The sequence below is a fragment of the Streptomyces sp. NPDC059906 genome (assembly GCF_042730645.1).
In the GTDB taxonomy this organism is placed as follows: Bacteria; Actinomycetota; Actinomycetes; order Streptomycetales; family Streptomycetaceae; genus Streptomyces; species Streptomyces rubrogriseus.
Genome location: NZ_JBHWKU010000010.1, coordinates 126,607 through 144,641, shown reverse-complemented (window position 1 = coordinate 144,641; position 18,035 = coordinate 126,607). Strand labels below are relative to the sequence as shown.

At 73.0% G+C, this 18,035-nt stretch carries 16 protein-coding genes and 2 riboswitches; of the genes, 9 read left to right on the top strand and 7 right to left on the bottom strand.

Features of this window, described 5'->3' with window-relative positions; all coding sequences use genetic code 11:
• Positions 1-335: 335 nt before the first annotated feature.
• Positions 336-488, bottom strand: a riboswitch (cobalamin riboswitch).
• Positions 489-756: 268 nt separating this feature from the next.
• The 7 genes from ACFV9J_RS17835 to ACFV9J_RS17805 all read left to right on the top strand — a co-directional run bounded on the left by ACFV9J_RS17835 (position 757) and on the right by ACFV9J_RS17805 (position 6,949).
• The gene (locus ACFV9J_RS17835; RefSeq protein WP_385355247.1) at positions 757-1,743 is read left to right on the top strand and encodes a ferric reductase-like transmembrane domain-containing protein; all 987 of its coding nucleotides are present in this window, start codon (positions 757-759) and stop codon (positions 1,741-1,743) included.
• A 54-nt stretch (positions 1,744-1,797) separates the two neighbouring features.
• A riboswitch (cobalamin riboswitch) is annotated at positions 1,798-1,924 on the top strand.
• A 62-nt stretch (positions 1,925-1,986) separates the two neighbouring features.
• Positions 1,987-2,394 carry a (2Fe-2S) ferredoxin domain-containing protein gene (locus tag ACFV9J_RS17830; protein WP_385355245.1) on the top strand — a complete coding sequence of 136 codons (408 nt, stop codon included), beginning with the start codon at positions 1,987-1,989 and terminating at the stop codon, positions 2,392-2,394.
• 36 nt (positions 2,395-2,430) lie between these two features.
• A complete protein-coding gene (locus tag ACFV9J_RS17825) occupies positions 2,431-3,114 on the top strand; it encodes a (2Fe-2S)-binding protein (protein ID WP_385355243.1) in 684 nt (227 codons plus the stop codon).
• Between the two features lie 554 nt (positions 3,115-3,668).
• Positions 3,669-4,919 carry an alpha/beta fold hydrolase gene (locus tag ACFV9J_RS17820; protein WP_385355240.1) on the top strand — a complete coding sequence of 417 codons (1,251 nt, stop codon included), beginning with the start codon at positions 3,669-3,671 and terminating at the stop codon, positions 4,917-4,919.
• 43 nt (positions 4,920-4,962) lie between these two features.
• Complete coding sequence (locus ACFV9J_RS17815) at positions 4,963-5,598, top strand: MBL fold metallo-hydrolase (protein WP_385355238.1); 636 nt, start codon at positions 4,963-4,965, stop codon at positions 5,596-5,598.
• Between the two features lie 54 nt (positions 5,599-5,652).
• Positions 5,653-6,432, top strand: coding sequence for an exodeoxyribonuclease III (locus ACFV9J_RS17810; protein ID WP_385355235.1), 780 nt, complete (start codon positions 5,653-5,655; stop codon positions 6,430-6,432).
• 109 nt (positions 6,433-6,541) lie between these two features.
• On the top strand, positions 6,542-6,949 hold the full coding sequence (locus tag ACFV9J_RS17805; protein WP_003972582.1) for a DUF6278 family protein: 408 nt from the start codon (positions 6,542-6,544) through the stop codon (positions 6,947-6,949).
• Positions 6,950-7,188: 239 nt separating this feature from the next.
• On the opposite strand, the gene ACFV9J_RS17800 is transcribed toward ACFV9J_RS17805, so the two are convergent.
• From ACFV9J_RS17800 to ACFV9J_RS17770, 7 genes are all read right to left on the bottom strand, one after another.
• Complete coding sequence (locus ACFV9J_RS17800; protein ID WP_385355232.1) at positions 7,189-8,796, bottom strand: amidase family protein; 1,608 nt, start codon at positions 8,794-8,796, stop codon at positions 7,189-7,191.
• Between the two features lie 44 nt (positions 8,797-8,840).
• Positions 8,841-10,562: an amidohydrolase gene (locus ACFV9J_RS17795; RefSeq protein ID WP_385355229.1), complete on the bottom strand. Its 1,722-nt coding sequence runs from the start codon at positions 10,560-10,562 to the stop codon at positions 8,841-8,843.
• Between the two features lie 85 nt (positions 10,563-10,647).
• Complete coding sequence (locus ACFV9J_RS17790) at positions 10,648-11,649, bottom strand: alpha/beta hydrolase (RefSeq protein ID WP_385355227.1); 1,002 nt, start codon at positions 11,647-11,649, stop codon at positions 10,648-10,650.
• 44 nt (positions 11,650-11,693) lie between these two features.
• Positions 11,694-12,764 (bottom strand): phosphotriesterase, encoded by a 1,071-nt coding sequence (locus ACFV9J_RS17785; protein ID WP_385355224.1) that lies wholly within the window; start codon positions 12,762-12,764, stop codon positions 11,694-11,696.
• Complete coding sequence (locus tag ACFV9J_RS17780) at positions 12,761-13,801, bottom strand: phosphotriesterase (protein WP_385355222.1); 1,041 nt, start codon at positions 13,799-13,801, stop codon at positions 12,761-12,763. The genes ACFV9J_RS17785 and ACFV9J_RS17780 overlap by 4 nt, the downstream gene beginning before the upstream one ends.
• A gap of 97 nt (positions 13,802-13,898) precedes the next feature.
• Complete coding sequence (locus tag ACFV9J_RS17775) at positions 13,899-14,573, bottom strand: GntR family transcriptional regulator (protein WP_385355219.1); 675 nt, start codon at positions 14,571-14,573, stop codon at positions 13,899-13,901.
• A gap of 62 nt (positions 14,574-14,635) precedes the next feature.
• Entirely contained in the window at positions 14,636-15,466 is an 831-nt protein-coding gene (locus tag ACFV9J_RS17770) for an alpha/beta fold hydrolase (RefSeq protein ID WP_385355216.1), read from the bottom strand.
• A 109-nt stretch (positions 15,467-15,575) separates the two neighbouring features.
• On the opposite strand from ACFV9J_RS17770, the gene ACFV9J_RS17765 reads away from it, so the two are divergent.
• Entirely contained in the window at positions 15,576-17,012 is a 1,437-nt protein-coding gene (locus ACFV9J_RS17765; RefSeq protein WP_385355214.1) for a fumarylacetoacetate hydrolase family protein, read from the top strand.
• A gap of 84 nt (positions 17,013-17,096) precedes the next feature.
• Positions 17,097-18,017, top strand: a complete 921-nt coding sequence (gene dapA, locus ACFV9J_RS17760) for a 4-hydroxy-tetrahydrodipicolinate synthase (protein ID WP_385355212.1) — start codon at positions 17,097-17,099, stop codon at positions 18,015-18,017.
• Positions 18,018-18,035 lie beyond the last annotated feature (18 nt).

Genomic DNA, 18,035 nt, shown 5'->3' with positions numbered 1-18,035 from the left:
TCGGATGAGGTGCCCGCTCGCAACGGGCCTTGGTACAGCTCACCCAGAGTGCCGTGACAGACGCCGGAGACCGTGCCGCGGGACTGGCCCCGTTCCCGGAGGGCACCCGCGACGGGTTCGAGGGCCGGCCGCCCGGAGCCGTCGGACGACACCTCGGTCCGGGGTCGGACAGGCCGACGCGAAGCGGCTGGGTTCCGCACAGCATCCTCCGTACCTGGCCTTGGACAGCGACAGGGAAGGAGGCGCGGCCACCCGCACGACGTACGACCGCCCATACCGCCGACCCAGTCCACGAGGTCACGTGCACCACCCGCGCGGAGCGCGGGCGCAGTGGCAGGTCTTCGGACTCGCGGGCCCGTCCGCCGAAAGGGCCGGACACCTACCGGCCGTCTCTTCCCCGGTCCTGACGCGGACCCAGTGAACATCGACGGCTTTCGTTCCCACTCACCGCTGCGGGACAGCCCCGGATTCGCACCGGGTTCCCTCTTGCGTCGCGCCGCCGGCATCCGGGCGGACGGGAGGCGCGAACCGACTGCGTCCATCAGCGTAAGGGCGCTCGTACTCCTGCGACAGTGAGGATTCAACGGTTGTCTTGATTGTGGAGGGGAGACAGAAACCAGGTGTGTCCCCGTCCGGTCGTCGTGGCTGGTCTGGCCGGATAGTGCCTCGGGGGATCGCCGCCCCATCGGCCAGACTTGTTGCCTCACGACACATGCGCACCGTTGCGGCGGTGACCCGTGCCTGGGGAGGCGCCTGATGACGTCGGACACGAGGCCGGACGAGGGCGGGGCGGCGGCCGCGTCCGGAGGGCAGCGGCCTCCCGGGGACCGCGTCGCACTGCGCGGTGATCTGCGTGCCGCAGTGCCCGACGCCTCCGCGGCCGTGGTGGTCACGGGACTCGTGTTCGCTCTCCTGTGGGCCCGCATGGAGTCGGGTGCTTCGGACACCGTCGCGGTCATGCCCTTCATGGACGATGCCGGCACCTACTGGATGTACTTGCTCAGCCAGGCTTTCGGCTGGTCGGCGCTGCTGTGGGCCTGGGGCACGGTCATGTTGGGCCTGCTGCTGTCGGGTCCGCGCCCCGCCCGGCTGCCGGTCTCGCGGCAGGTACTGGAGCGCTGGCACCGCACCACGAGCCTGACGACGATGGCGCTCATGCTCGCGCACGCGCTGATGTTCGCCGCCGAACTCGTGCGCTACGAGACGAAGGTGGACTGGGCCGAGCGGCTGTGGGTGGGCTTCGCCGACAGCTTCGTGCCCGGCTGGTACGACTCCGGCACCGGCCGGATCGCCATCCCGCTCGGGCAGGGCGCCCTGTACCTCGCGATCCCTCTCGGCCTGCTGTTCTACGTTCGGCACCGCATCGGAGCGAACACCTGGCGACGGCTGCACCGCTTCGTGATCGTCGTCTACGTGCTGAGTGTGTGGCACACCCTGCTGTACGGAACCAACGTCTGGTACGGGGAGTGGCCGCGCACCCTCCTGTGGCTGCTGCAACTTCCAGTCGCCGCGCTGCTGTTGGTGCGTCTGCTGCGACCCGCCCGACGGTCCGAACGGCTGGGGCCGCCGAGGCGGGGCCCGGGCACGGCCCGTCCGGCCTGGTGGGGGCGCGCGGCCGGACGCGTCGTCGCCGGAGCCATCGTCGTCGGGCTGGTCGTCGTGGTGATGTCCGGTCGTGACGGCGGACGGGACCGTCCGGCCCGTCCGCCCGCCACGGCCCCGCACGAGCAGGAGACGGACTGACGGTCGGCGCCGCGTTCCGGGATGGGATGATGGCCGGCGACAAGGCGACGGCGGAACGAGGAAGCCGGTGCGAATCCGGCGCGGTCCCGCCACTGTGATCGGCGAGCGCGTCCCGACAGGCCACTGCCCCGCAACGGGTGGGAAGGCCGGGACGGGCATCGACCCGAGAGCCAGGAGACTCACGCGGTCGCCTCCTCGACGGACCACCGGGGCGGATCTCCCCGGAGAGAGGGACGGCACCCCATGCCCGCAACGCCGACCGGACGAACGCCTGACGACGCGAGGAACGGGGCGGCCACCCGTGGCTCCGTGCCGTGTCGCGTCGTCGTGTGCCGCGACTGCTGCTGCGGCAGCCCCAAAGTGACCGGTGTCGACCATACGGCCCAGGTGGAGCGCCTGCGTGCCGCGGTCCCGGTGCGCGTCTCGGACTGCCTCGACGTCTGCGACCACGCCAACGTCATCGTCGTCCAGCCCTCCGCGGAGGGCCGGGCCGCCGGCGCCCGGCCCGTCTGGCTGGGGCTGGTCAACGACCCGGACGCCACCGAGGACGTCGCCGCCTGGGCACGCGCCGGCGGACCGGGCGTCGCGCCCTGCCCGGACATCCTCGACCTGTACGCCATCACGCCGCCGCGACGGCGTACGGCCCTCTGACCGCACGGAAGGAGAGCCGGAGGGAGGACAGGAACCGTGTACGAAGCCCGTGCCTCGACGGCCTCCGCCGCCGCTGCCCTGCACGACGTGGCGAGCCTCGGCGGCTTCTTCGCCCTGCGGGTCGGCGGACCGGACGACGGCTGGCACCCGCTCACCCACTCCTACGGGGCGGGATTCACCGACCTCGCCGAAGCCGTCGCGCGTCGTCACCGCACGTCGGAGCCGCGCGTCGACGTCTCCATCGCCCAGCTCGGCCACGCCGCCCGGCTCTGGTCACCGGCTCTGGCGTGCGTCGTCCTGCACGGGATCGTGCCCGACCTGGAGGGACTGCGGCGGGCCGACGACGGACCGGCCCTGCGGGTGCCCCGTCCGGCCGGCTGGTACGCCGACCGGCTCGACGGTGGTCCCGTCCGCGCTTTGTACGAGCAGGTGACGGACCATCTGTCGGCACTGGCCGACGGACTCCGCGTCAAGATCGCCCCCCGCCTGCTGGACGGCAACTCGGCGTCGGCCCTCGCCGGTGCGGCACACGCCCTGCTCGCGCTCCGCCCGGCCGTCCGCGAACCCCTCACCGACCTCACGACCGCGCTTCTGGACACCGGACGCCTGGCGGGCACCGGAGTGCTGACCGGCCCCGACCTCGCGTTCCGCCGCCGGAGTTGCTGCCTCTACTACCGCGCGCCCAACGGCTCGAAGTGCGGTGACTGCGGGCTGGCGTGAGGCGTCCGGGAGTGCCCGGGAGCCGTTCCCCGCGGGGCCGGACCCTGGTGTGGCTGAACCCCGGCGGGCACAGCCGGGTGTGCACGTACGACTTCCGGGGGCCCGCGATGGGCCGTCAGATACCGGTGACCTTCGAGGAGTTGCAGACCGAGAGAGGTGGTCACCGCCTGGTTCGGCACACCGTCGGCAGCTTCGAACGCGGGCCTACAAAAGATGGACGCAAACGGCCTTCGCAGGGTCCGTCTGTACGATGCTCGGGCGCCTTGCCTCACGTACTTCGCCAGCAACGGGGTGCCGGATCACCTGCTCGCCAGGTGGGCCGGACACACGAACGTGAAGACGACGAAGAAGTGGTACGTGAAGCCAGACGTGGCGGACCCGCTTCCGGCGGCGGAGGCATGGGGAGGTCTCGCAGGGGGTGTGTGACAGATCGTGACAGATGAAGGTGTGAACCCGTGACAGAAGGCAAGACCGAGACGCTTCAATACCGCTTTGACGGGCCAGAACACCTACCAGTCCTGATCTTGGGCCCGTCTCTCGGTACCACATGGCACATGTGGGACCGCCAGGTGCCCGAACTGACCCAGCAGTGGCGGGTCTTCCGTTTCGACCTGCCCGGACACGGCGGCGCCCCGGCCCGCCCGGCGGGGTCCGTCGCCGAACTCACCACGCGTCTGCTGGCCACCCTCGACGGACTCGGCGTGCAGCGCTTCGGGTACGCCGGGTGCGCCTTCGGCGGCGCCGTCGGGATCGAGCTGGCCCTGCGCCATCCCGAGCGCCTCGCCTCCCTCGCGCTGATCGCCTCCTCTCCCCGCTTCGGCACCGCCGACGAGTTCCGCCAGCGCGGCGTGATCGTGCGCACCAACGGGCTCGACCCCATCGCCCGCAGCTCCCCCGAGCGCTGGTTCACCGGCGGGTACGCGGCCGCCCAGCCCGCGATCACCGAGTGGGCCGTGCAGATGGTGCGGACCACCGACCCCGGCTGCTACATCTCCGCCTGCGAGGCCCTCGCCGCGTTCGACGTGCGCGGTGAACTCGGCCGGGTCGGTGTACCCACCCTGGTCCTCGTCGGCTCCGACGACCAGGTGACCGGCCCCGCCGAGGCCCGCACCCTGGTCGCCGGCATTCCCGACGCCCGCCTCGCGGTCGTCCCCGGCGCCTCCCACCTGGTCCCGGTCGAGCAGCCCGCGGCCGTCACCGACCTGCTGGTGCGGCACTTCACCACCGCCTGGCAGGCCGCCCCCGACGCCACCTCCACCGGGCAGGTCCCCGTCCCGGTGCACCCCACGGCACACCAGGTCCCGGTCCCGGCCGCCGGGATCCCGGCCGCGCCCGCCCAGCCGGTGCCGGCTCCGCCGCCGCAGGCCGCGCCGATCGCCGAGATCGCCCCGGCACCCGTCGTGCCGCCGCAGGCACAGGGGCGGCCCGACCCGTACGACGCGGGGCTCAAGGTGCGCCGTGAGGTCCTCGGGGACGGGCACGTGGACCAGGCGCTCGCGCAGGCGGACGAGTTCTCCGGGGACTTCCAGGAGTTCCTGACCCGCTACGCGTGGGGGGAGATCTGGGACCGGCCGGGCCTCGACCGGCGTTCGCGCAGCTGTGTCACCCTCACCGCCCTCGTCGCCGGCGGCCACCTGGACGAGCTGGCGCCCCACCTCAGGGCCGCCCTGCGCAACGGCCTCACCCCGGGGGAGATCAAGGAAGTGCTGCTCCAGGCGGCCGTCTACTGCGGGGTGCCGGCCGCGAACGGCGCCTTCCGGGTGGCCCAGCAGGTCATCCGCGAGGAGACGACACCACCGGAGTGAGCCCTGCGGGCCGGAGGCGGGCGCGCGGCGGCAGGATGGGGGCATGAAGCTCACCAAGAAGTCGCACGCCTGTGTCCGCCTGGAGCAGGGCGGGCAAACGCTCGTCCTGGACCCGGGCGGGTTCAGCGAGGAGGACGCCGCCCTCGGCGCGGACGCGATCCTCGTCACCCACGAGCACCCGGACCACTTCGACGAGCTGCGGCTGCGCGCCGCCATGGAGGACAACCCGGCCGCGGCGATCTGGACGCTGAGGTCGGTCGCGGAGAAGATCTCGGCGGCCTTCCCGGGCCGCGTCCACACCGTCGGGCACGGCGACACCTTCACCGCCGCCGGTTTCGACGTACAGGTCCACGGCGAGCTGCACGCCGTGATCCACCCGGACCTCCCGCGCGTCACCAACGTCGGCTTCCTCGTGGACGGCGGCAAGGTCTTCCACCCCGGCGACGCCCTCACCGTCCCCGACCACCCGGTCGAGACGCTGATGCTGCCGGTCATGGCCCCGTGGAGCAAGATCTCCGAGGTGATCGACTACGTGCGGGAGGTCGGGCCGCAGCGGGCCTACGACATCCACGACGCGCTCCTCACCGACCTCGCCCGACCGATCTACGACCGCCAGATCGGCGAGCTGGGCGGCTCCGAGCACCTGCGGCTGACCCCCGGCGACTCGGCGCGGCTCTGAGGCTCTGCCCGGGGCGGGACCGCGTTGTCGGTGCCGCCCGGTAGGTTGTGGGACATGCGCATCGCGACCTGGAACGTGAACTCGATCACCGCTCGCCTGCCGAGGCTGCTCGCCTGGCTGGAGAGCAGCGGCACCGACGTGCTGTGCCTCCAGGAGGCCAAGGTCGCCGAGGCGCAGTTCCCCTTCGACGCGTTGCGCGAAGCGGGATACGAGGCGGCGGTCCACGCCACCGGCCGGTGGAACGGGGTGGCGGTGCTCTCCCGCGTGGGCCTGGAGGACGTGGTCAAGGGCCTGCCGGGCGACCCGGGCTACGAGGGGGTCCAGGAGCCCCGCGCGATCTCCGCCACCTGCGGGCCGGCCCGTGTCTGGTCGGTGTACGTGCCCAACGGCCGCGAGGTGGACCACCCGCACTACGCCTACAAGCTCCAGTGGTTCGAGGCGCTGCGCGCCGCCGTCGAGGGCGACGCCGCCGGCGGCCGCCCCTTCGCCGTGATGGGTGACTACAACGTCGCGCCCAAGGACGACGACGTCTACGACCGGGCGGCCTTCGAGGGCGCCACCCACGTCACCCCGGCCGAGCGCGCCGCCCTCGCCTCCCTGCGCGGCGCCGGTCTGTCCGACGTGGTCCCGCGCCCGCTGAAGTACGACCACCCCTTCACGTACTGGGACTACCGCCAGCTCTGCTTCCCCAAGAACCGCGGCATGCGCATCGACCTGGTGTACGGCAACGAGCCCTTCGCCAAGGCGGTCACCGACTCCTACGTCGACCGCGAGGAGCGCAAGGGCAAGGGCGCCTCGGACCATGCGCCGGTCGTGGTGGACCTGGACCTGTAGCCGCACGCACCGCACACGCACCGCACACCCACCCACCGCACACGCACCGCACACACGCCTTCCGCGTGCCCTGTGGTGCACATGGCGGTACGAATGACAGTGTGGAGGTATGAACTTCCCCTTCCTGGGCAAGCGGCGCGAAGACCACCGGGCGCACGACGCGGAGGGCATCGGCGAGCTGCTCGCCGACTGCGATCTGCTGCGCTCGCAGGCGCTGCGGGAGGGGGTCCGGCTCGACGACTCCGCGCTCTCCCTGGAGCAGCTGGACCAGGTGCTCCCGCGCTGGCGCAGCGACGAGGAGATCCAGACCTGGCTCGGCAACGACGCCGGTCTGTACCTCGGCACCGTGATCGTGCGCACCGTGCCCGGTGCCGCCTGGAGCATCCGGTCCGACGGACAGCCGGTCGTCCGGCTCGCCTCCGGCCGGGAGTTCGACGTGGTGGCGAACGGCCATGCGTGGGCGGAGGACGGCGTACCGGAACTCTCCCAGCTCTACGGAGAAGTCGCCGAAGCGTGAAGCCTTGGCCCTGCTTCCGGTGTAAATAGGGGTTATGCCCGAAAGGTGCGTGTCGGTGGCATTGATGATGTTTGTCTCGATACGTTGCAGTGGTCGGAGGGACACGAACGCACGGGGGACCTGCGCGGGGTGCAGTCGGAGATCACTGCTCGCGGACGAGTAGAAGGTCAGCTGCACACCGGCGAGCGACCTCGTCGAGGCGCCGCTCGACGACGTGGCGCTCGCCGGTCCGCTCGGGCTCAGCGGGAAGCGCCGGACGGTGCCGAAGGCAGGTACCGGGGCGCCCGCCAGGCGTCCAGGCGGTGCTCCACCGCCGCACCCAGGGACAGCAGTTCGACGTCCTGGCGGTCACCGGCCATGAGGAGCAGCCCGACCGGCAGTTCACCGACGAACCCGGCGGGCACCGACAGCGACGGGTATCCGGCCACCGCCGCGGGGGTGGAGGACGGGATCACGTCGTTGTCGCCCCGCGCGCAGTCGGTGGTCCACGCGGGCGGGTTCGCCGGGGAGGCGATGGCGTCCAGGTCGTGCGCGGCCATGACCTCGTCGATGGACCGCCGGGACAGGTCCGTCAACTCCGCGCGCATCGCCCGGTACTCCGGATCGGTGGTGGGCGGGGCGGCCAGTGCCTGCTCGAACAGCTCCTGACCGGCGAAGCAGCTCTGCTCCCGCGGATGGGTGCGGTTGAACTCGATCAGCTCGGCCAGGTCCCGCGGCCCGCCCCGGGTGGCGAGGTAGGCGTCGATGTCCCGGTGGAACTCGCTCAGCAGCGCCGGGAACTCGAGTTCGGCCAGCCGCTCCTGGTACGGCAGGCTCACCTCGACGACCTCGGCCCCCGCGGCGGTCAGCCGCTCGGCCGTACGGGTCATGAGGGCGTCCACCTCGGCGCCGAGCGACGGCAGCCGCCACAGGCCGATCCGTTTGCCGCGCAGGCTGCCGGGACGGCCGGCCGCGTCCGCGAGGCTCGGAGCGTCGCCGGAGCGGACGGTGTCACGGCCGCTCAGCACGGAGAGCGTGAGCGCGGTGTCGATCACGTTGCGGGCCATGGGGCCGGCCGTGTCCTGCTCGGCGGAGATCGGTACGACGCCCGACTGGCTGACCACTCCGAGGCTGGGCTTGAGGCCGACCACGCCGTTCATCCCGGCGGGGCACACGATGGAGCCGTCCGTCTCGGTCCCGATCGCCACCTGCGCCAGCGACGCGGCGAGCGCAGCGGCCGAACCCGAGGACGATCCGCAGGGGTTGCGGTCCAGGACGTACGGGTTGTTCGTCTGCCCGCCCACCGCCGACCACCCCGACGTCGGCTTGGCCGCGCGGAAGTTGGCCCACTCGGAGAGGTTGGCCTTGCCCAGTATCACCGCGCCGGCCGCCCGCAGCTTGCCGACCAGGACCGCGTCGGTGTCCGGTGGGCTCCCGGCGAGGGCCAGCGACCCGGCGGTCGTCGGCATGTCACGGGTGTTCACATTGTCCTTGAGCAGGACGGGGATGCCGTCCAGCGGGCCACGGGTCCTGCCGAGGCGGTGTCTGAGGTCGCTGGCGGCCGCCTGGCGCAGGGCCGTCGGGCTGGTGCGCAGTACCGCGTTGATCCTGGGGTCGACGGCCTTGATCCGCCGCAGGTAGGCGAGGGTCAGCCTGAGCGAGGACAGCGATCCCCGGTTCATGCGCGCCTGCAGTTCGGGGATCGTCACCGTGTCCAGGTTCACTCCCTTGACCAGGGTCGACTCGGCGGATCGCGCCGAATCACCGGGCCGGGAATCAGCGGCCTCGGCCCGTTGACCGGGCGCCGCCGCGATGAGGGGGACCACGACCAGGAGTGCGGTCAGGGCCGCCGTGCTTCTCTTCTTCATGGCCGACAGCCCACTACACGGGGCCGTCCGGCACAAGAGGCCCCTCAGCCTTGGTCGTTGACGCGTTCGTTGCCGCGTTCGTGGACGATCCGCCCGTCGAAGACGGTGAGGTCCACGGGCAGGTCGGGGATGTCGTGCGGGTCGGCCGCCCGCAGGTCCCCGCCGAGGACGCACAGGTCGGCGACCTTGCCCGGCTCGATGGTGCCCTTCCAGGATTCGGCGAAGTCCTGCCGGGCGGGGTTGGCCGTGTAGGCGCGCACCGCCGTCTCCAGCGAGACGCGCTGTCCGGGGCCGCTGACCCGGCCGCTGGCCTTGGACTCGCGCAGGAGCATGGCGGCGACACCCCGGCGCCAGTCGGGCGCGGTGATCGGGGCGTCGGAGCCGACGCACACGGCGATGCCCGCCTGTACCGCGGAGCGCACCGGCCACTGGTAGTCCGACCGTTCGCTGCCGACGACGCCGTCCATCAGGTCCGCGATGGTCCACTTGATGGCCGGGTTCATGTTGATGCCGTAGCCGTGCGCGGCCAGCTTGGCGAGGCTGGGCGCGGAGGCGAAGTCGCCGTGGATGACGTAGTGCCGGGCGTCCGGGCGCGGGTGTGCCCGGTGGGCCGCGGCGAAGGCGTCGACCACGGAGTCGATCGCCCGGTCGCCGGTGACGTGCACGCCCAACTGGTACCCGGCCGTGTGGGCGACCCGTATCATCTCGGCGAGTTCGGCCTCCTTCAGTGCGGTGTCGGCCCCGTGCACACACAGGCCGCCGTGGCCGCCGCCCGGGTAGGGTTCGTGCATCCACGCGGTCTCGTTCGGCGGCACCCCGTCGGCGAACCCCTTGACGCCGATCACGGCCAGTCTCCAGTCGTCCACGTCCGCCGGCACGGCGAGCCCCGCCAGTCCGGCCCGCACGTCGGCCGCCGAGCCGCCCATGGGCGCGGGCAGCAGCAGCACCCGGACCCGCGACTCCAGCCGGCCCGCGCGCGCCAGCTCGACGTAGGCCCGCAGCGTCGCCGTGTCCAGGCCGCCGCCGAGGATCTCGGCACCGCCAGGACCGAGCCCCGGCTCGGTGTAGCTGGTGATGCCCAGGGCGTGCAGGGCGGTCACGGCCGTGCGGACGGCCTCCTTGCGCCTGGCCACGTCCGCGGCGGGCACCAGCGCCTGTACCAGGGCCTGCGCCGTCTCCTTGAGGACGCCGGTGGGTTCGCCCGCGGCGTCGGTCTCGATCACCCCGCCGGCGGGAGGCACGGCACCCCGCCCCACTCCGGCGAGTTCGAGTGCCCTGGAATTCACCCACACCATGTGCCCGGAGAAGTCGGTGAGGCAGACCGGGTGGCCGGGGGCGGCGGCGTCCAGGTCGGCGCGGTGCGGGCGGCGGGCCGGGTCGGCCAGGCACTCCGCGAGGTAGCCGACGTCCCACCCGAGACCGGTGATCCACTCCCCGGCGGGTGTGCCGGCCGCGGCCTTCCGTACCGCCTCGGTGACGTCGGCGATCGACTCCACGGCGGGGTGGCCGAGGTCCAGCGCGAACGGCGGCCTGGTCAGGGCCCATGCCGCCGCGTGCAGGTGTGAGTCGTTGATGCCGGGCAGCACGGTGCGCCCGGCCAGGTCGACGACCCGGGTGCCGGGTCCGGCGAGCGCCCTGATCTCGGCGTCGCTTCCCACGGCGAGTATCCGGCCGGCCCGTACGGCGACCGCCTGGGCGACGGAGAACGCGTCGTCGACGGTCAGTACGTCGCCGCCGGTCAGGATGAGGTCCGCTGTCTCCGGCATCGGTGATCCTTCTGGCTGGTGAACGGTGGAGGAAAGAGGAAGAGGAAAGAGGAAGAGGGAAAGAGGTAGGAGGAAGGAGGAGGGCTCAGGACGCGGCGTCGGCAGAGGTGGCGAGGCCGAGTACGCGGCGCAGCCAGGACCGGCGTGCCGCCAGCGCGGCCCGGGTCACCTCGTGGTCCGGGGCGAAGACGTCGAAGCCGTGGAAGGCGCCCTGCCAGATGTGCAGTTCGGCCTGTCCGCCGGTCGCCCAGAGACGGGACGCGTAGGCCACGTCCTCGTCCCGGAACAGCTCGGCGGAGCCCGCCTCGACGAAGGCGGGAGGCAGACCCGACAGGTCCCCGGCCCGGGCGGGGGCCGCGTAGCCGGACACCTCGGCCGCGGGGTCGCCCGCGCCGTCGCCGAGCAACGCCTGCCACGCCAGGAGGTTGGTCGCCCGTCGCCAGGTGCCGCGGTCGGCGTACTGGTGGCTGGAAACCGTGGTGTTGCCGTCGTCGAGCATCGGGCACAGCAGCAACTGCCCCGCCAGGTGCGGCCCTTGGCGGTCCCGTGCCATGAGCGCGACTCCGGCCGAGAGTCCGCCGCCCGCGCTGCCGCCCATCACGACGATGCGGCGGGCGTCGACGCCGAGGCCCGCGGCGTTGTCCGCCATCCACCGCAGTCCGGCGTAGCAGTCCTCCACCGGCGCCGGGTCGGGGTGCTCCGGGGCGAGGCGGTACTCGACGCTGACGGCGACGACGCCGAGCTCCTCGACGAGGTCGGCGAGACGAGGGGTGTCCTGGTGGCGGTGACCGCTGATCATGCCGCCGCCGTGGATGTTGTAGAGCCCGGGGACCGGTGCCGTCGGGTGCCGCGGGCGCAGGACGGTCACCTCCAGGTCAGGGGCACCGGCGGGTCCCGGAACGGTCAGGTCCTCGACGTCGATCTCCCGGTCGCCGACGACCTCGGCGACCGACGGCGTCGCGAACAGCGCCGCCGAGTCGCGCAGGGCCGTGACGGACTGCGGGGCCGGCTCGGCACTCTCGTCACGGGGCATCGAGTCGAGCACCGCGCCGAGCGCCGGATCGAAGGGTACGGGGGTGACGCGCATGGTTCTCCCTCAGGAGTGATCGGGCGGGTACGGAGGGCCGGTGATCAGCGCGGTGCGGCGAAGGCGAGGGCACGCGCGGGATTGCCGACCATGATCGTGCGCAGGCTCTCCTCGCCGACCCCGAGCGCGCGCAGGGCGGGCAGGAAGTGCCGTGGGATGTAGTCGTAGCCCTGACCGCCGTACTTCTTGAGCTGGATCTTCTGGCAGACGTCGTGGCCGAGGAGGATCTGGTGCGCGTGGCCCCGTTCGACCAGTTCCGCGATGCCCCGGGCCACCTTGTGGTCGCTGGTGAGCACGAGGTGGCCCCAGGGGCTCCCGGGCGACGTGAGGAAGTCGAACTCCACGAAGACGCCGCGCGCCAGGACGCGGCTGCCGAACGCCGGGTCGGCGAGGACGTCCCCGGCGTGGCCCAGGACGATGTTCGACGGGGCGACGCCCTCCTCCGCGAGGATGTCGAGCACGCGGAACTTGTCGTCGCCCACCCCGCCGACGTGGAAGGTGACCGGGGCCCCCGTCGCCCGGCTCGCGCGACCGCTCGCCCGTACGCTCTTGAGTTCGCCGTCGGTCAGCGGCACCGTGTCCGCGCCCACCTCGCCGATGACGCCCGAGCGGACGCCGGTGCCGTCGGCTCCCAGGACCACGTCGCGGACGATGAGGTCGGCGAGTTCGTCGACGGTGCGGTCGCCCATGTCCGCCGGGTGGAAGGCCGGGGTGTACCAGCCCCCGCCCATGACGATGTGGAGCCCGGTGGCCCGGGAGAGGCGAAGGAGCGAGGCGGGGTCACGACCCAGGCCGGCGGGGGAGACCTCGACCAGGGTGCCACCGCCGCCGCGGGCGAAGGCGAGGACTTCCGCGAGCATCTCGTCGTAGTCGCCCAGTACGTCGTTGTCGGCGTTCGGGTGCCCGTGGCGGGTGCGCGCGAGCGTGGCGAGGGTGAGCGGTTCGGCGGCCTCGGGGGAGTCCTCGCCGGGGCGGTGGAAGCGCGGTGAGCGCCGCAGGTCGACGAAGACGTGTTCGTGCATGAGCGTCGCGCCGAGCGCCGACGGGTCCACGGGACCGGCGACGGTAAGGGCCCGGCCCTGGAGGTCGGGTATGTCGAAGGGGTAGCGGCTCACGCGGCGGTCCTCCCGTTAGCGAGGGTGAGCAGGCGCCGGGGGTTGCGCACGGTGACGGTCTCGGCGAGGGCGTCGTCGGCTCCCAGCATCCTCAGGTACGGGACGAACTGCTGAAGGACGAAGCCGTATCCGCCGCCGCCGTAGGCGAGCAACTGCGCCTTGGTGCGGACGTCCTGGGACAGCAGGATCCGTTCGGCGTGGCCCCGGCGGGCGAGCTCCAGTACGGCGGTGGCGACGTCCTGGTCGTCGCTGGCACTGTGCACCGAAGGCAGTCGGCCGAGCCGGTCGAACTGGACGAACACCCCGCGCTCCAGGAGTGGTTCGAGGTCGTCGGGGCGCGGGGACAGCGCGTCGCAGTGCCCGACGGCCACGCGCGTGAGGTCGGCGCCCTCCGCGGCGAGCAGATCGAGCACCCGCCGCTGGGTGGTGGCGTCGGCCGAGCGGCCGACCGAGATGGCGGCGCCCGTGGCCGCCGACGCGCGGGCCGCCGCGGTCAGGGCCGCGCGCTCGGCGGGCTCCCCGGGGTCGAGCGCCGCGAGTGCGCCGATGATGCCGGCCCGGACGCCGTCCACGCCTTCGGTGAGGTCCCTGACGATCTCCTCGGTGAGGGTCCGGGCGGCGGGGCCGGAGCCGGTCCCGGCCCGTGCCGGGTGGTAACCCCCCGACCCCATCACGATGTTGAGGCCGGTGACCGCGGAGATCCGGCGCAGCGCGGCCGGGCGGCGGCCGAGTCCGGCCGTCGTGACGTCGACGAGGGTGCCGCCGCCGGCGGCGCGGAACGCGGCGGCCTCGCCCGTGGCGAGTTCCTCGTCCCCGAGCAGCCAGTTGTCCCTGTTGGGCGCGCCCAGGGCGATCTCGCCGAGCAGGTCCATCGTCAGGGGGGCGTGGTACAGCCGCAGCCGGCTCGCGGCCGTGTCGTCAGGCGGGGCGAAGTCGCTCAGCAGGTGTTCGTGGGGGAGTACCGCACCCAGGGCGGCCGGCGGGACCTCGCCGGTGACGGTGACGACGGTCCCCGCGGTCGAGTCGGTGGTGGACATGGGGTCACGCTAACAGATGAGATACCTCATCGTATACGATTGCGTTCGAGCGAATGCCGGCACCGGTGCCGGTACCGGTGCCGCCCGTCTCTCGCGACTACTGTGCGGACTGCGACCGGTGCAGCGCGTCGGCGGTCGCGACCTTGTGCGCGCAGGCGGCCCGTTCGATCTCCTGCGCCGGCGCCTGCGCCGTGATCAGGTCCAGCAGCCGTTCGTGCTCCGCCACGGAACGGCGCGCCCGCCCCGGGACGTGGGAGAAGGTCGAGCGGCGCATGTGGTCCAGGCGCGCCCACTCGGCCTCCAGGAGGGAGACCAGGTGGGCGTCGGGGCAGTGCTCGTAGAGGGAGAAGTGGAACTCCCGGTTGAGCGCGGTGAAGGCGGCGGGATCGAAGTCCTCCAGTGCGGTGGTCATGCGGGCGTTGATCTCCCGTGACCGCTCCACGTGCCGGGCCGTCATGTGCGGCGCGGAGATCGCGGTCGCGTAGCCCTCCAGACGGGCCAGGACCTGCAGGGCGTGCTCCACCTGCGCGGCGTCGAAGACCGCCACCCGTGCGCCGATGTTGCGCACGACCTCGACGAGCCCGTCGGACTGCAGTCTGCGCAGGGCCTCGCGCAGCGGGATCGTGCTGACCCCGGTCTCCCGCGCGAGCTGGCTGAGGACCAGCCGGTACCCGGGTCCGTACGTCCCGTCGAGGATGCGCGAGCGCAGCAGCTCATAGCTGACCTCGGCCTTCGATCCCTTGGAACGGGCTTGCTTCTGCGTGGCGCTCATGCCTGCTTCCCTACCCCGGGCCGGGCCACCGCAGCGCGGGACCCGGCCGTGTACTCGTGCGTTCACCCTGCGAGGGCTTCCAGGACTGTACGGCGGAACGCGTCCCCGGCGAGCACCTCGTGGTGATCGCCGGGCACGGTGATCAGCTCCGCCCCCTCGGCGAGGCCGACCACCCGCTCGATCCCGCGGGTCATCATGTCGTCCTCCCCGGCGACGAAGACGGGCGGTACCTCGCCCGCCCAGGACCGGGGTGCGAACGGCGTGTCGCGCAGCCCCTCGACGCACCGGGCCAGACCAGCGGCCCGGGCCCCGTGCGCCCGCACCATGCCGGCGATCGCCGCGGTGAACGGGTCCGCCGGCTCGGTGCCGTCGGCAACCGCGCGGTGGAGCGCGGCCACCCGCACCGCCTGGAACGGTTCGGCGGGGCCGAGCCCGCCGAGGACCGTGCGGCGCGGCCGGCCGGGTGCCGCCGCCGGCAGCTCCCAGGCGAGCCTGGCGCCCAGCGAGTACCCGACCGTGTCGAACGCCCCGACGCCCGCCGCGTCCAGCACGGCGACCAGGTCCGCGACCAGCGCCCCGGCGCCCGCCTCGGCGGCCGACGACGGGGCCGGGCTGTCCCCGTGGCCCCGCAGGTCGGGCACGATCACCTCGCGCCCGGTCGCGGCCAGTGCGGGGGCGATACCGGTCGCCACCCAGTCCCGGTGGCCGTCGGATCCGAAGCCGTGCACGAGCAGTACGGGGAGCCGGGCGGAGGTCCGGGCGGCGGCCCCGGCGGGGACCCGGCCCCCGAACCGGTCGGGGGCCGGGTCGGGGGCCGGGTCAGGGGCCGGGTCGGGAGTGAACGTGCGGACGGACAGGCCGGTCCGGCTGTGCGTCTCTCGGGTCTCTCGCATCCTTCGCACCTCTTCAGCTCTCACCATGGGTTCGTTATCGTGCATGATAACGTATACGATTAATCCTGCGACAAGCGCCTGACACAGCTCACGCCCAGGGAGAACTCCCATGCCGCATCCGCTGGGAACCCAGCCCTCGAAGATCATCGCCGTCCACCTCAACTACCGCTGCCGGGCGAAGGAACGGGGACGCGTCCCCGAGCAGCCGTCCTACTTCCTCAAGCCCCCCTCCTCGCTCTCCGGAACCGGTGACGCCCTCGTGCGCCCCCGCGGCTGTGAACTCATGGCCTACGAAGGGGAGATCGCGCTGGTCGTCGGCCGACGCGCGCACCGGGTCACGCCGGAACAGGGCTGGAGCCACGTCGCCTGGGTGACGGCCGCCAACGACGCCGGTGTCTACGACCTGCGCCACGCCGACCGCGGCTCCAACCTGCGCTCGAAGGGGGCCGACGGCTTCACCCCCCTCGGCCCCCGGCTGCTGGACGCCGCCGGACTCGACCCCGCCGCGCTGCGGCTGCGGACCTGGGTCAACGGCGAACCGGTGCAGGACGCCGACACCTCGACGCTGCTCTTCCCCTTCGGCGACCTGATCGCCGACCTCTCCCGCCTGGTCACCCTCGAGCCGGGCGACGTCATCCTCACCGGAACCCCGGCCGGCGCCTCCGTGGTGGTGCCCGGCGACGTCGTCGAGGTCGAGGTCACCGCCCCGGACCGGGAGATCTCCACCGGCCGGCTGCGCAACACCGTGACGGACGCCGGTCAGGACCTGGCCGGCTGGGGTGCCATGCCCCGCGTCGACGCCGCACTGCGCGCCGACGCCCGGGGCACGGCCCGTCCGGACGAGCCCGCCCTGGACCCGGACATCGCCGCGGCGCTGCGCGGCCTGGCCACCGCCACCCTCAGTTCCCAGCTGCGCAAGCGCGGCCTGGCACACATGACGATCGACGGCGTCCGCCCCGCCGACCCCGCCGCCAAGCTGGTCGGCACCGCGCACACCCTGCGCTACCTGCCGCTGCGGGAGGACCTCTTCGAGAGATTCGGCGGCGGCATGAACGCCCAGAAGCGCGCCGTCGAAGAACTGCGCCCGGGCCAGGTGCTCGTGATGGACGCCCGCCGGGACCCCACGGCCGGCACCCTCGGCGACATCCTGGCCCTGCGCGCCAGGACGCGGGGCGCGGCCGGGGTCGTCACCGACGGGGCGCTGCGGGACAGCGCCGCGGTGGCCGCCCTGGGCCTGCCGACGTACTACGCCGCCGAGCACCCCGCCGTCCTGGGCCGCCGGCACGTCCCCTGGGAGACCGGTGTCCCGATCGCCTGCGGCGGAGCGCTCGTCCAGCCCGGCGACATCCTCGTCGGCGACGCGGACGGTGTGGTCGTCGTCCCCCCGGACCTGGTCGAAGAGCTCGTCGCCGACTGCGCCGAACAGGAGCTCCAGGAGCGGTTCATCGCCGAGCAGGTGGCGGCGGGCGAACCGATCCCGGGCCTGTACCCGCTCGGCCCCGCCTGGCGGGACGCCTACCGGCACTGGCGCTCCCTCCAGCACTGACCCGCCCGCCGCGCCCCTCACCGCCGGCAGCCGCATCCCGCCCCCCCCCGGGGCCCAGACACCTCACGGATCACGGAGCAACCCATGAAGTTCCGCACCGACCCCGCCACCATCCGCGGGTCCATCGCCCCCGTCGTCACGCCGTTCACCGAGCAGGGCGCGGTCGACCACGACGGCCTGCGCGGCCTGATCCGCTGGCAGCTCGAGTCGGGCTCGCACGGCATCTCCCTCGGCGGTTCCACCGGCGAGCCGTCCGCGCAGAGCACCGCCGAACGCATCGCCGCGATGCGCACCGCGGCGGACGAGATCGGCGACCGGGTGCCGTTCCTGCCCGGCACCGGCTCGCACAAGCTCGACGAGACCCTGGAGATCACCGCCGCCGCCCGGGACCTCGGCGCGGACGCCGCCCTCGTCATCACCCCGTACTACGCGCGGCCCACCCAGGAGGCGCTGTACCAGTGGTACGCCACCGTGGCCCGCGAGTTCCCCGACCTGCCGGTCGTCGCCTACAACGTGCCCTCGCGCACCGCCGTCGACATCGCGCCGCAGACCGTCAAGCGGCTCTTCACCGACTTCGACAACTTCGTCGGCGTCAAGGAGACCACCAAGGACTTCGAGCACTTCTCCCGCGTCCTGCACGCCTGCGGCCGTGAGCTGCTGGTCTGGTCCGGGATCGAGCTGCTCTGCCTGCCGCTGCTCGCGCTCGGCGGCGCCGGTTTCGTCTCCGCGGTGGCCAACCTGGCCCCCACCGCGGTGGCCCGGATGTACGAGCTGTGGGAGGCCGGCGAGTTCGACGCGGCACGGGACCTGCACTACCGGCTGCACCCCCTGGTCGACCTGCTGTTCGTCGAGACCAACCCGGCCCCCGCGAAGTGGGTGCTCCAGCGGCAGGGCCGGATCGACTCGGCACACGTACGGCCGCCGCTCACCCCGCCCACCGAGGACGGCCTCGCCCGCATCCGCACGCTGCTCGCCGAGGGCGGCGACCTCACCCAGCAGCTCTGACCCTTCCGGAACGAAAAG